The sequence below is a fragment of the Micromonospora sp. NPDC051006 genome, from assembly GCF_044456245.1.
In the GTDB taxonomy this organism is placed as follows: Bacteria; Actinomycetota; Actinomycetes; order Mycobacteriales; family Micromonosporaceae; genus Micromonospora.
This window is the reverse complement of the sequence record NZ_JBITFP010000023.1, coordinates 114,387-127,904: the sequence shown is the minus strand read 5'-3', so window position 1 is coordinate 127,904 and position 13,518 is coordinate 114,387. Positions and strand designations below refer to the sequence as shown.

11 protein-coding genes are annotated in these 13,518 nt (G+C 73.8%); 5 read left to right on the top strand and 6 right to left on the bottom strand.

The genetic code is table 11. The annotated features are described in order from the left end of the window. Positions 1-160: 160 nt before the first annotated feature. Both ACIBBA_RS27310 and ACIBBA_RS27305 read right to left on the bottom strand, forming a co-directional pair. The gene (locus tag ACIBBA_RS27310) at positions 161-1,003 is read right to left on the bottom strand and encodes an endo alpha-1,4 polygalactosaminidase (protein ID WP_396700804.1); all 843 of its coding nucleotides are present in this window, start codon (positions 1,001-1,003) and stop codon (positions 161-163) included. A 113-nt stretch (positions 1,004-1,116) separates the two neighbouring features. Then, entirely contained in the window at positions 1,117-2,490 is a 1,374-nt protein-coding gene (locus tag ACIBBA_RS27305; RefSeq protein ID WP_396700802.1) for a CAP domain-containing protein, read from the bottom strand. A 372-nt stretch (positions 2,491-2,862) separates the two neighbouring features. Between ACIBBA_RS27305 and ACIBBA_RS27300 the strand changes: the two genes are divergently transcribed. The 3 genes from ACIBBA_RS27300 (at position 2,863) to ACIBBA_RS27290 (ending at position 7,665) form a co-directional block, all read left to right on the top strand. Next, positions 2,863-3,057, top strand: coding sequence for a hypothetical protein (locus ACIBBA_RS27300; protein ID WP_350869634.1), 195 nt, complete (start codon positions 2,863-2,865; stop codon positions 3,055-3,057). Between the two features lie 373 nt (positions 3,058-3,430). Further along, positions 3,431-7,045, top strand: coding sequence for a chromosome segregation protein SMC (smc, locus tag ACIBBA_RS27295; protein ID WP_396700799.1), 3,615 nt, complete (start codon positions 3,431-3,433; stop codon positions 7,043-7,045). Next, complete coding sequence (locus ACIBBA_RS27290) at positions 7,045-7,665, top strand: HAD family hydrolase (RefSeq protein WP_396700797.1); 621 nt, start codon at positions 7,045-7,047, stop codon at positions 7,663-7,665. The genes smc and ACIBBA_RS27290 overlap by 1 nt, the downstream gene beginning before the upstream one ends. 4 nt (positions 7,666-7,669) lie before the next feature. On the opposite strand, the gene ACIBBA_RS27285 is transcribed toward ACIBBA_RS27290, so the two are convergent. The 4 genes from ACIBBA_RS27285 to ACIBBA_RS27270 form a co-directional block, all read right to left on the bottom strand. Beyond that, a complete protein-coding gene (locus ACIBBA_RS27285; RefSeq protein WP_396700795.1) occupies positions 7,670-8,191 on the bottom strand; it encodes a DinB family protein in 522 nt (173 codons plus the stop codon). Between the two features lie 43 nt (positions 8,192-8,234). Further along, positions 8,235-8,729: a universal stress protein gene (locus ACIBBA_RS27280; RefSeq protein ID WP_396700793.1), complete on the bottom strand. Its 495-nt coding sequence runs from the start codon at positions 8,727-8,729 to the stop codon at positions 8,235-8,237. 218 nt (positions 8,730-8,947) lie between these two features. Further along, positions 8,948-9,388 (bottom strand): MarR family winged helix-turn-helix transcriptional regulator, encoded by a 441-nt coding sequence (locus ACIBBA_RS27275; protein ID WP_396700791.1) that lies wholly within the window; start codon positions 9,386-9,388, stop codon positions 8,948-8,950. A 23-nt stretch (positions 9,389-9,411) separates the two neighbouring features. After that, positions 9,412-11,124, bottom strand: a complete 1,713-nt coding sequence (locus tag ACIBBA_RS27270) for an alkaline phosphatase D family protein (RefSeq protein WP_396700789.1) — start codon at positions 11,122-11,124, stop codon at positions 9,412-9,414. Between the two features lie 151 nt (positions 11,125-11,275). On the opposite strand from ACIBBA_RS27270, the gene ftsY reads away from it, so the two are divergent. Both ftsY and ACIBBA_RS27260 read left to right on the top strand, forming a co-directional pair. Beyond that, entirely contained in the window at positions 11,276-12,457 is a 1,182-nt protein-coding gene (gene ftsY / locus ACIBBA_RS27265; RefSeq protein WP_396700787.1) for a signal recognition particle-docking protein FtsY, read from the top strand. A 6-nt stretch (positions 12,458-12,463) separates the two neighbouring features. Then, entirely contained in the window at positions 12,464-13,327 is an 864-nt protein-coding gene (locus ACIBBA_RS27260) for an aminoglycoside phosphotransferase family protein (protein ID WP_350869647.1), read from the top strand. The last annotated feature ends 191 nt before the right edge of the window (positions 13,328-13,518 follow it).

Below are 13,518 nucleotides of genomic sequence, written 5' to 3'. Positions count from 1 at the left end.
GCCCGCGCCCCCCCCTCCCCGCCCCCCCCCGCTGATCCGGTCTGGGTGGGGGGGGGGCGGCGGCGGGGGGGGGGGGGCCGCGGGGGGGGGGGGGGGGGGCCGGGGGGGGGGGGGGGGGGGGCGCGCGGGGCGCCCCCCCCGGCGTAGGTGGCGGGAGCGGTCAGGGCAGCGGGCAGCTGAGCCGCCAGGCGTCGAGCGTGCGTTGCTTGCGGATGGAGGCGAAGCCGTAGCCGACCGTGGTGACGCAGAAGTCGGCGGTCGACCCGGTGTACTCGACGTGGAAGACGGGCTTTCCCGCGTCGGTGAAGGGCAGCAGCTTGGCGCAGAGGTTCAGCCGCACGCAGTCCTCGTTGACCGCGAAGTCGAAGTCCGGGGCCAGCGCCGCGAGCTGGGGCACGTCGTTGACCAGCCCGGGGGAGAGGGACAGGGAGCGGGCGAGCGCCGCCAGCCGGCGGTTGAAGCGCAACTGCTCGTCGAAGTCGAGCGGGAAGCCCGAGCGGTGCAGGTAGCCGTCCGCGTCGGCCAGCGCCACCGCGCCGAACCCCTTGCCCCGACAGAGCCGGAACCGGTCGGCCAGCGCCGGTTGGATCGCGTCCCACTGCCGTACGTCCAGCCAGTGGCTCTGCGGGCGACGCCCGGCCGCGCCGATCGCGGTGCCCGGGAACCGGGTCACGTCCGGGTCGGTCGGCAACACCGAACCGACGTGCACCTGGCAGATCAGCCGCCGGTCGCGGGCGCGCAGCTCGGCGGTCTCCTCGGCGGTGGTGCGCACCGGGTCGAGCAGGAACACGTCCGCGTCGACGTCCGGGTCGAGCCGGCCGGTGAGCTGCCACTGCCACTGCCAGTGGCGAGCCGACCCGGCCGGCCACGGGGTGGGCGCCCCCGGCGGGGTGAACTCCACCCGGCAGCCGTAGACCGGGATCAGCAGGAGCAGCGCGGCGCCGACCGAGAGATCCCGGCGCAGCCGGCACCGGACGGCGCGTCGCCGCAGCCGGATCCGCATCGGCAGCTCCCGGGTCCCGGGCGGCGCCCCGCCGCCCCCACCAGTACGCCGCCCCCACGCCGGCGTACCTCACCGGGTGAAACGAGCGCGGACCCGCCGACGACTCGCCCGGGTCAGCGCGGCGCGGCGAAGACCTGCGTCCAGTACGGCCCGTTGCTGCTGGCGATACCCACCCCGATCTCGGTGAACGCGCAGTTCAGGATGTTGGCCCGGTGCCCCGAGCTGTTCATCCAGGCGTCCATCACCGCGGCCGGCGTCTTCTGGTTCCAGGCCACGTTCTCGCCGTAGGTGCGCCACGCGTAGCCCACCCGGTCGAGCCGGTCGCCGGAGTCGCTGCCGTCGCTGCCGGTGTGCGACATGTTCTGGTGGTCGGCCTGGTCCTGGCTGTGCCGCTGGGCCGCCGTCATCAGCTTGTCGTCGATGCTCAGCGCATTGCAGCCGGCCTTGGCCCGCTCGGCGTTCACCAGGTCCACCACCTCGCGCGCCTGGGCGCTGACGCTGCCGCTCAGCGGGGCCTTGGTGCCGGTGCTGCTCGGCGCGCTGCTGCGTTCGCTACGCCGGGACGGCGCGGTGGTCCGCGACGGCGCGGGGGTGGACTTGCTGGTCCGGCTGGGCGACGGGGTGGGGCGGGCGGTGGTGGGCGAGGCGGTCGGGGAGGGTGCCACCAGCGCCTGGCCGGGAGCCGTCTCGTCGGTGGTCAGCTCCGGTGCGGTGGCGACGGTGTCGTCGACCGCGGTCGGGTCGGCCGCCTCGCCGCCGCCGCCGGGCAGGGCGAGCGCGCCGACGCCGAGGCTGACCACCAGGGTGGCCGCCGCGGCGGCGCCGCCGATCAGCAGCGGGCGCGGGAACCGGCGCGGCGTGCGGTGCCGCCCCTCGCCGAGGGGCTGCTCCGCGTCGGGCTGGCCGGCCGCCGCGAACGGAGCGCCGTACGGCCCGGCCTCGGTCAGCGCGTCGGCCGCCCGGTCCCCGTACGCCGGACCGTGGCCCGGGTGACCGGCCGACCAGCCGCCGTCCGGCTCGCCGGACCAGCCTCCGGTCGCCGACTCGGCGGCCCAGTTCTGCCTGTTCGGCTCGGCGGACCACTGCTCGGTGGCCGGCTCGGCCGCCCAGTTCCCGGTGGTGGGTTCGGCCGTCCAGCTCCCGCTGGCCAACTCGGGGGACCAGGTGCCGGTGGCCGGCTCGGCGGACCACGTGCCGCTGGTCGGCTCGGGGGATCGGCCGGCGGTGGGCTCGTCCGCCCAGGGCCGGTCCGGCTCCATCGACCACCGGCCGGTTGGCTGGTCACGCCACCCGTCCGTGGGCTGGCCGGACCAGCCCGGCGTCGGTTGGTCGCGGTGCCACTCCTCGGCCGGTTGCTCGGGGTCGTCGCCGAACAGGTAGGCCGAGCGTGGCTCCGGGCGGTCGCTCAGCCAGGCCGGCTCGTCACGCGGCGGCTCGGCACGCCGGGCGGCGGCATCCGGGTCGTTCGGGTCGGTCCAGCCGTACACGCCTTGGCCTCCAGGGGTCGGTTGCGGGCCGGGCTGACGCTACGGGCGCGCCGCGACCTGCGGCAACGTGGCTAAGGAAGAGTTAAAGCGAACCCGGACGCCCGGGTGCGGACTTCCCCGCATTGGGGGCGTACAGTTAGGGCGTCCGGACAGAGCGTGTCCGTGCCCTTGTGGCAGCCCCCGGCGAGTGGACAGGCCGACGTAGAGATGATCTACGGCCTGCGAGAACTTGACGAAGAGGGGGTTTGCGGCTCAATATATAGGTGTCGCCAGTCGCGCCCGGTCATGCCCAGATACAGCTGGAATGGCAGTCGCGAACACGTGGGCGCGCGTTGGCCGGCCTTTCCGGCAGCGCATATCAAGGAGTTCAAAATGGCGAAGGCCCTCTACGGCCACGTAGGTGCAGCGCCCGACCGGCGTCTGCTCGACGAGGTCACCCGACTGCGTGCCAGGGTTCAGGCACTGGAGTTCGAGCTCACGCGGTTGCGTGCCGAGAACGATCGGCTCGCCGCCGCCGCGACCGAGGCGGACGATCTGCTCCGACTCGCCGAGCCCGCGCTTACCTGATCTTCGGGTCGCAAAAACTGAATCGCACCACCAGAAAAAGCGCGCCGACACCTCTGTGCCGGCGCGCAGCTCTGTTTCCACCCCTTTTCCCCGGTCGCCATTCTTTCGATCTTGCGGTGACGTGGCGCGGAACTGCGCCGGGACGCCTGGGAAACGGTACGCCGGACGCGCCTGTGAACGATGTCCGCCTTTGCCTTCGGGCAACGCGCGGGGCGTTCTCCTCGGGCCGGCCCCGGTGGCCCGAGGACCGGTCACCGGCGGCGGCCGGGGCGGGTCGCGTGGTGGGTGCCCGGGGGTCCCGGGTTAGTCTGCGAGTTCACCAGGTCCGCGCAGCCGGCGACGGTACGGCGGCCACCGGACGAGGATCGAGAAGGTGCATCTCAAGAGCCTGACGGTGAAGGGCTTCAAATCCTTCGCCTCCGCGACGACGCTCAAGCTGGAGCCCGGGATCACCTGTGTGGTGGGTCCGAACGGCTCCGGCAAGTCCAACGTCGTCGACGCCATCGCCTGGGTGCTCGGCGAGCAGGGTGCCAAGGCGCTGCGCGGCGGCAAGATGGAGGACGTCATCTTCGCCGGCACCGCCGGTCGAGCGCCGCTGGGCCGGGCCGAGGTCACCCTCACCATCGACAACACCGACGGCGCGCTGCCCATCGAGTACACCGAGGTCTCGATCACCCGCCGGATGTTCCGCTCCGGCGAGAGCGAGTACGAGATCAACGGCAACACCTGCCGGCTGCTCGACATCCAGGAGCTGCTCTCCGACTCCGGCATCGGCCGGGAGATGCACATCATCGTCGGCCAGGGCCGGCTCGACGGCATGCTGCACGCCAAGCCGGAGGACCGGCGGGCGTTCATCGAGGAGGCGGCGGGCGTCCTCAAGCACCGCAAGCGCAAGGAAAAGGCGCTGCGCAAGCTCGACGCGATGCAGACCAACCTCAACCGGCTGACCGACCTCACCACCGAGCTGCGCCGCCAGCTCAAGCCGCTCGGCCGGCAGGCCGAGGTGGCCCGGCGGGCCGCCGCCATCCAGGCCAACCTGCGCGACGCCCGGCTGCGGCTGCTCGCCGACGACCTGGCCACCCTGCGCGCGACCCTGGACAGGGAGATCGCCGACGAGACCGCGCTGCGGGAACGGCGCGAGCAGGTCGAGGCCGAGCACACCGAGGTGCAGGCGCGCCTCGGTGAGCTGGAGGCAGCCCTCGCGGAGGACGCGCCGCTGCTCGCCGCCGCCCAGGACACCTGGTACAAGCTCTCCGCCCTGCAGGAGCGGTTCCGCTCGATCGAGCAGCTCGCCCGGGAGCGGCTGCGTCACCTCAGCGCCGCCGGCGACGACGAGCGGCCCGGACGCGACCCGGACCAGCTGGAGGCCGAATCCGAGCGGGTCCGCGAGCAGGAGGAGGAGCTGCGCGGCGCGCTCACCGACGACCAGATCCGGCTCGCCGAGGCGGTGGAGCACCGCCAGGAGCTGGAGCGGCAGCTCGCCGCGGCGGAGCGGGAACTGGTCGCGGCGGCCAAGGCGATCGCCGACCGGCGGGAGGGGATGGCCCGGCTGACCGGCCAGGTCAACTCGGCCCGGGCCCGCACCACCAGCGCCGGGGAGGAGATCGAACGGCTCGCCGCCGCGCACACCGATGCGCTCACCCGGGCCGAGAAGGCCCAGGCCGACCTGGACGCGGTGGCCGCGCAGTCGACCGAGGCGGACCGGGACAACGCCGACCTGGACGCCCGGCACGACGAGGCGGTGGCCGTACAGGAGCGGGCCCAGGCAACCGTCCGGTCCCTCTCCGACGCCGAGCGCGCCGCCGAGAAGGACGCCGCCAGCTGGAAGGCGCGCGAGGAGGCGCTTGCCCTCGGCCTGCGCCGCAAGGACGGCGCGGGCGCCCTGCTGGCCCGGGCCGGTGAGGTGCCGGGGCTGCTCGGCAGCCTCTCCGGGCTGCTGACCGTCGCCCCCGGGCACGAGGCCGCCCTCGCCGCCGCACTGGGCGGTCTGGCCGACGCGGTCGCGGTGACCGGTGTGGACGAGGCCGTCGAGGCGATGCGGCTGCTGAAGATTTCCGACGCCGGCCGGGCCGGCCTGCTGGTCGGCGGTCCCGCCGGTCCCGGCATGGACGGTTCGGCCGACGCGCTGCGCCCGAAGCTGCCCGACGGCGCGCGCTGGGCGCCGGACCTGGTGGAGTGCGCCGAGCAACTGCGCCCGGCGGTGCACCGCGCGCTGCGCGACGTGGTGCTCGTCGACGATCTCGCGGCGGCGGCCGAGCTGGTCAGCGGCAATCCGGAGCTGCGTGCGGTCACGCCCGAGGGTGACGTGGTCGGGGCGTACGCGGCGGCCGGGGGGTCGGCCAAGGCGCCCAGCTTCATCGAGGTGCAGGCGGCCGTCGAGGAGGCCCGGGCGAACCGGATCACGGCCGAGCGGACCGCCGCCGAACTGCGTGACCAGTTGGTCGAGGCGCGGGCCGAGGTGGCTGCCGCCAAGGAGGCGGTGCAGCACGCCGCGGCGGCCAAGCGCGAGGCGGAGAGCCACCGTAACGCCGCCGCCCGGCGGCTGGCCGAGTTGGGCGCTGCGGCCCGTTCGGCGAAGGCGGAGACCGATCGGCTCGGCGAGTCCCGGGCCCGCGCGGAGGCCGCCCGGGAGCGGGACCTGCTGACGCTCGCCGAGTTGGAGGAGCGGCTGCGGCTGGCCGAGGAGACCCCGGTCGACGCCGAGCCCTCCACCGAGGATCGGGACCAGCTCGCCGCGATGGTGCCGCAGGCCCGGCAGAACGAGATGGAGGTCCGGCTGGCGGTGCGTACCGCCGAGGAGCGGGTCTCCTCGATCGCCGGTCGGGCCGACTCGCTGCGCCGGCAGGCCACCGCGGAGCGCGCCGCGCGGGAGCGGGCCGCGGCCCGGCGGGCGGCGCGGACCCGGGGCGCCCAGATCGCCCGGGCAGTGGCCGGCGGTGCGCGGGAGGCGCTCAGCCGGCTGAGCACCTCGATCGCTACGGCTGAGGAGCAGCGCGACGAGGTCGCCCGGGAGCGGGCCGCCCGGGAGGCCGAGCTGCAGGAGGTACGCGGCGCCGCCAAGCGGCTCGGCGCCGAGCTGGAGCGGCTGACCAGCCAGGTGCATCGGGACGAGGTGGCCCGCGCCGAGCAGCGGCTGCGTATCGAGCAGTTGGAGGGGAAGGCGGCCGAGGACTTCGGTCTGGACGTCGAGACCCTGGTCGCCGAGTACGGCCCCACCCAGCCCGTCCCGCCGACGCAGGCGGACGTCGCCATCGCCGAGCGGGACGGCCTGCCGGTGCCCGAGCCGGTCCGCTACGAGCGGCCGGTGCAGGAGAAGCGGGCCGCCAAGGCGGAGCGGGAGCTGGCCCTGCTCGGCAAGGTGAACCCGCTGGCGCTGGAGGAGTTCGCCGCGCTGGAGGAGCGCTTCAAGTTCCTCTCCGAGCAGCTGGAGGACCTCAAGGCCACCCGCCGCGACCTGCTCACCGTGGTCAAGGACGTCGACGAGCGGATCCTGGAGGTCTTCGCCAGCGCCTTCGCCGACACCGCCCGCGAGTTCGAGCAGGTCTTCACCGTGCTCTTCCCCGGCGGCGAGGGCCGGCTGATCCTCACCGACCCGGAGGACCTTCTCACCACCGGCGTCGAGGTGGAGGCCCGCCCGCCGGGCAAGAAGATCAAGCGGCTGTCGCTGCTCTCCGGCGGTGAGCGGTCGCTGACGGCGGTGGCCATGCTGGTGGCGATCTTCCGCGCGCGACCCAGTCCGTTCTACATCATGGACGAGGTGGAGGCGGCGCTCGACGACGTGAACCTCGGCCGGCTCATCACGCTGCTGGCGCAGCTGCGGGAGAAGAGCCAGCTGATCGTCATCACGCACCAGAAGCGGACCATGGAGGTCGCCGACGCGCTCTACGGGGTGACCATGCGCGGCGGCGTCACCCAGGTCATCAGCCAGCGGCTCAACCGGGCCGACGGAGAGAACGAGCGGCTCGGCCGCGGCGAGGAGAACGGCTAGTGGCTCGGGAACGCGCGAGGGCGCTCCTGGTGGATTTCGACGGCGTCCTGCGGCGCTGGGACCCGGCGGTGGCCGCCGGAGTGGAGCGGCGCTACGGCCTCGCCGACGGGGTGCTCACCGAGATCGCCATGCAGTGGGGGCGCCTCCAGCCGGTGCTCACCGGGCAGGTCAGCCACGCCGACTGGATGAGCAGCGTGGCCGACGCGCTGGCCGAGCCCGCCGGCGGCCCGGAGCGGGCCCTGGCGGCGGTGCAGGAGTGGCAGCGCTACCGCGGCGAGGTGGACACCGAGGTGCTCGGCTTCATCCGGGAGGCGCGGGCCGGCGGCATCCGGGTCGGCCTGGCCACCAACGCCACCGATCTGCTCGACGCCGACCTGGCCGCGCTCGACCTGACCGACGAGTTCGACGCGGTAGTCAGCTCGTACCGGCTCCGGGTGAACAAGCCGGCCAAGGAGTACTTCCGGGCGGCGTGCGAGGCGGTGGCCACGCCGCCGAACCGGGTGCTCTTCGTCGACGACGAGGACTGGTCGGTCGGCGGCGCCCGGGCCGCCGGGCTCTCCGCCCACCGCTGGGGCGGCCCCGGCGACCTGCGCTACCTGCGGGCGGCGCTGGAGTACTGAGCGGTCACTCGCCGGTGTGCCCGTCGATCCGTTCCCGGATCAGGTCGGCGTGGCCGTTGTGCCGGGCGTACTCCTCGATCAGGTGCGTGTAGACCCAGCGCAGGTTGAACTGCCGGCCCATCGGGCTCACCTCGGTGAACGTCTCGTCCAGCGAGCGGCCGGCCGCCGCGGCCCGGGCCAGCGCCACCTCGCGGTGAAAGATGGCGAAGTCGGCCTCCGGGTCGGCGGCGGCGACGTCGAAGTCGGCGTCCTGGTGCTCGGCCGTGTAGTAGGGGTAGTCGACCGACTGGCCGGCGAAGTTCTCCCGGAACCACCAGGCCTCGACCTCGGCCAGGTGTCGGACGAGCCCGAGCAGGGTGAGCCCGGACGGCTCGACGCTCGGGGTCTTCAGCTGCTCGGCGGTCAGCCCGGCGCACTTGAGCAGGATGGTCTGCCGGTGGTAGTCGAGCCAGCCCTCCAGCATGGTGCGCTCGTCGCCGACGTAGGGCTCGGGGGTCCGGGTGATCTCCGGTGCTCTCCAGGTCATCGGGCCATCCTCGCCGGAAGGTCTGACACCCGGCGACCGGTTATCAGGGGACCACGACGACCGGCCAGCGGCCGGTGCGTACCAGCCGGGTGGCCACCGAGCCGACCAGCCGGTGTCCCGCCTGCTCGGAGGCGCCGACCACCACCAGGTCCGCCTGGAACTCGTCGGCCGCGTCCCGCAGCTCGGTGTACGCGTCACCGTGCCGGCAGACGAAGGTGATCGGCAGGCCCAGCTCCTCGGCGCCGCGCCGGATCTCCTCGCGCAGCTCGGCGGCGAGTTCGTCCTGGGTCCGCCGGACGGCCCCGGCGTCCACGCCCGGCATCATCGCGACGAGCCCGTTCGGGGCGCTGACGAAGACGACCACGAGCGCCGCGCCCTGCCGGCGGGCCAGGCCGGCGGCGTACCAGCCGGCGCGGGCGGAGGTGCGGGTGCCGTCGACACCGACCAGCACCACCCTCGGCCCGTCGGTGCCGCGCTCGAACGGCAGGGGTCTGGCCTCCGGACCGTACTCCTCGCGATCCGGTGCTCCCAGGCTCATGGCCGCCTCTCTCAGCTCTGCTCGCCGGTGCGGTCCCACCACTATCGCTCGGATCGGCGGCGGCGCCCATCGGTAGCGGGCCGCCGTCAACCCCGAGAGTTGTTTCAGATTAGTCCTGGTTGCCTGGAGCAACAACCTGTCGAAGCGAGATTCCGAAGGCCGTGACGAGAGGGAACGACGGTTGCCGGGCGCGGCGAGAGTGACGCGCGGTGGGGAGGTCAGGACCAGGCGTCGTTGAAGCGGCCCAGCAGCCGGGCGAACTCCGCCACATCCTGCGCCGGCCAGCTCTCCAGCGTGTCCCGGATGTGCCTCATCCGGGCGGCCCGCGCCGCGTCGAACCGGCGCTGCCCCTCCGCGGTGAGGCTCAGCTGGGCGGCCCGCCGGTCGCTCGGGTCCGGGTCCCGGTGGACCAGGCCGAGCGCCTCCAGCCCGCGGATCTGCCGGCTCAGCGTCCCCTTGCCGATGCCGAGCCGGCTGGCCAGGTCGGTCAGCCGGATCGACTCGCACCGGCGCAGCCAGAGCAGCAGGCCGTAGGCGTTCGGTTCCAGGTTGGGGTGCACCTCCCGGGCGACCTCCCAGGAGACCGCCCGGCCGCGCCGCAGCAGGGCGGTCAGCTCGTCCTCGACCGCCCGCAGGATCTCCGCCTGCTGCTCCTCCACGGCGTAGAGAGTACGGGGCCGGGTCAGCGCGCGCCGGTGAGCCGGCGGCGCACCACCGGGCGCAGGTGACCGTCGCTGGTGGTGCCCTCGATGGTCACCTCGGCGGAGCGGCCCCGGTGCTCCAGGGTGGCCACCGCGTTGCCGAAGTACGGCCCGGCCAGCTTGCGCCAGCGCACGCCGGGCCGGCGCACCCCGGCCGAGCGGGCCAGCGCCCGGGTGGCCGCGGCCGGGCCCTGCGACCAGCCGAGCCGCATCAGCGGGCGCATCCCGGCCGGCACCTGGTTGTGGATCGGCGAGCAGGTGAGCTGGTGCACCGGGGTGGTCACCGCCGGGTCGTCGAACCGGGCCCGCGCCACGTACGAGTGGTGCACGTCGCCGGAGAGCACGCTGATGGACGCCGGCGGGGCGTACGCCGGCCCGGCGCCCACCCGGTCGCCCGGCGCCCCGGGGGCGCCGCTGCCGATCCGGGCGAAGGTCGCGCCGAGCGCCTCGAACGACCGGCGGAACGCGGCCCAGTGCTCCAGGTCGAGCGCCCGGCGCAGCTTCTCACCGAACCGGGCGACCCAGGGCCGCCCCGAGTCGGCCAGGCGCTCGTTCCACGCCTCGACGTGGTGGATGCCCGGCGGCAGCAGCCAGGGCAGCGAGGCGCCGACCACCAGGTGGTCGTAGACGCCGTGCGCCTGGTCGAGGAACCAGGACCACTCGCCCGGTGGCAGCATCGCCCGGTTGTCCGGCTCGAGCACCCGGCTGCACCGGTTGTCCAGCATCACCAGCCGGGTCCGCCCCAGGTCGAGCGCGTAGCTCCACTGGTACTGCACCGCGCGCCATCGCTCGGTGTCGTGCGCGAGATCGGCCTCCTGGTCCACCCGGTGGCCGAACTCCCGCAGCACGCCGGTGGCGTCCTCGGCCGTGCTGACCTTGGCGAAGATCGGGTCGGCGGCGATCTCGTCCGGGGCGAGGTTGCCGAGGTGCTGGTAGACCCAGTACGAGGCGAGCCCGCTGGCGATCCGCTCCGCCCACCACGGCTGCCGGCGCATCTCGTCGCGCCAGCTGGCGGAGGTGTTCCAGTCGTCGATGATCTCGTGGTCGTCGAAGATCATCACGCTCGGCACGGTGGAGAGCAGCCAACGGATCTCCGGGTCACGCCAGGACTCCAGGTAGAGCTTGGTGTACTCGTCGAAGCTCACCACCTGGTCGGCCGGGGCGCCCTTGGGCCGGCGCCGACGCCGCTTGAGCAGCCGGCGCACCGTGGGCGAGGTGACGTCCGCGTAGACCTGGTCGCCGAGCAGCACCAGCAGGTCGGGCAGCGCGCCCGGCTCGGGGTCGGCCATCAACCGCCGGGCGTACGCGTCCAGCGCGTCCGGCGGCAGCTTGCGGGTGGTGGCGTGCTGGGTGGTCTCCCGGCAGGACCCGAAGATCAGCCGGACCGGCTGCTCCCGGTCGTCGGCGGCCCGGGTGCGGATCACGCTCGGCGGGAACCCGGAACGTGGTTCAGGCCACACCACCTCGTCGTCGAGCAGCACCTCGTAGCTGGTGGCGCTCTGCGGGGTCAGCCCCTCCACCACCACCAGAGCGTAGTGATGGTCGTACGCGGTGAAGGTGGGCGCGGTGCCGGTGGCGCCCGCCGCGGTACGGACGGTGACCACCGCCGGCGCGTCGGTTTCGACCCACACGGTGGCCCGCGTCCCGACGACCCGGCGCAGCAAGGGGCCGATGAGCAGCTGTGCGGCGGGCATGGCGGGACCTCCGAGATGAGCGGACTTCATCTTTACTACCCGGCCGGCGGTCGCACCACTGCTGGCTGTGACCGAGCGTACCGCCGCTTCCGGAACCTTTCGGGGGAGCGGTGGCTGGGACGGCGTCGTCGGCATCTGACAGGATTTCGGCATGACGGAATACCTCCTCATCGCGCTCGCCCTGCTCGGGGTGCTGATCCTCGGCGCCCTCGGGCTGGTCGTACCGCGCCTGCGCCGCCGCCCGGAGCCACCGCTGCCGACGACGGAGGTCGAGACACGGGCGGAGGAGGACCTGGCCGGCCCGCCGGTCGAGGCCCCGGAGTCCGAACTCTCCACCGGGGTGCTGGTGCCGCCGGTCGAGGCGCCGACGCCGGTCCTGGAGGTCCCCGAGCCGACCGCCGGGCGGCTGGTCCGGCTGCGTGGCCGGCTCTCCCGCTCGCAGAACGCCTTCGGCAAGGGTCTGCTCGGCCTGCTCAGCCGGGACCACCTGGACGAGGACACCTGGGAGGAGATCGAGGACAGCCTGATCACCGCGGACGTCGGCATCGACGCCACCCGGGAGATCGTCGACCGGCTGCGCGAGCGCACCCGGGTGCTCGGCACCCGCACTGCCGGCGAGCTGCGTACGCTGCTCGCCGCCGAACTGGTCAACGCCCTCGCCCCGGAGCTGGACCGCTCGCTGAAGACCCAGCGCAAGGACGGCGTCCCGGCGGTGCTGCTGGTGGTCGGCGTCAACGGCGCAGGCAAGACCACCACCTGCGGCAAGATCGCCCGGGTGCTGGTCGCCGACGGCCGGAGCGTGGTGCTCGGCGCGGCCGACACCTTCCGCGCCGCCGCGGCCGACCAGCTGGAGACCTGGGGCGGGCGGGTCGGCGCCGAGACGGTACGCGGCCCGGAGGCCGCCGACCCGGCCAGCGTCGCCTTCGACGCGGTCAAGCGCGGCATCGACACCGGGGTCGACACGGTCCTGATCGACACCGCCGGCCGGCTGCAGAACAAGGTCGGCCTGATGGACGAGCTCGGCAAGGTCAAGCGGGTGGTGGAGAAGCACGGCCCGATCGACGAGACGATCCTGATCCTGGACGCCACCACCGGGCAGAACGGCCTGGAGCAGGCCCGGGTCTTCACCGAGGTGGTCAACGTGACCGGCGTGGTGCTGACCAAGCTCGACGGCACCGCCAAGGGCGGCATCGTGATCGCGGTGCAGCGCAAGCTCGGCATCCCGGTGAAGCTGGTCGGCCTCGGCGAGGGCCCCGACGACCTGGCGCCGTTCGACCCGGCCCAGTTCGTCGACGCGCTGCTGGGCACCGAAGCCGCCGCACGGGACGCGTAGGCTCGGGTGACCACCGACGATCGCGCGTACGCGGGCTGGCGCGACCCGAGCCACCCCTCGCAGCGCCTGGGGAGACCGTACGTGACGTCACAGGAGATCCCGCTGCACGGCGGGAACGTGAGCACCGTGGTCCGGGTCGGCGACACGGTCCGGCGCAACGCCGGGCCCTGGACCCCTTCCGTGCACGCCCTGCTGCGCCACCTCGAGTACGTCGGGTTCACCGGCGCCCCGCGGGCGCTCGGCATGGACGAGCGCAACCGCGAGGTGCTGTCATACCTGGAGGGGGAGTGCGGGGAGTACCCGCTCGCCCCGCACTGGGTGACCGACGAGGCGCTGGTGACCGTGGCCACCATGCTGCGGATGTTCCACGACGCCCAGTACGGCTTCGTCCCGGCGCCCGGCGCGGTCTGGCGCTCGTTCGGGCCGCCGCCGCCGGACACCGAGGTGATCTGCCACCACGACGCTGCCCCGCACAACGTCATCTGGCGGCCGGACGGCACCCTCGGGCTGATCGACTTCGACCTCGCCTCGCCCGGCGCGCGGATCTACGATGTGGCGTACGCGGCGTGGACCTGGGTGCCGATCTTCTCCGACCGGGATTCGATCACCCTCGGCTGGAAGCACCCGGACCGCCCGCGTCGGCTGCGCCTCTTCGCCGACGCGTACGGGCTGATCCCGCGGGACCGGCACCGGCTGATCCGGACCATCCGCAAGCGGATCGTCGACCACGTCGAGGGGATCCGCCGGATGGCCGCCGCCGGCGAGCCGGCCTTCGTCCGGATCGTGCACAAGGGGCACCTCCGCCGCCCGATGCGCGACCTGCGGCTGCTCGACTACGAGCGGCACGCGCTGGAGCACGCGCTGCGCTGAGCTGAGCGACAGCGGTGGATCTGGTCGGCCGGTCGGCCATCGACGCCCGCCGTACGGCCGATCCACCGTCGTCCATGCCTCCTGGCGGGCATCCCTCTTCACACGTCCGAAACAAGCCGTCACCGAACGGAAACCGGCATGGGACCCTCGGTGAAACAGCGGACAACCAAGCTTCCGCGCAACCGGCGTAC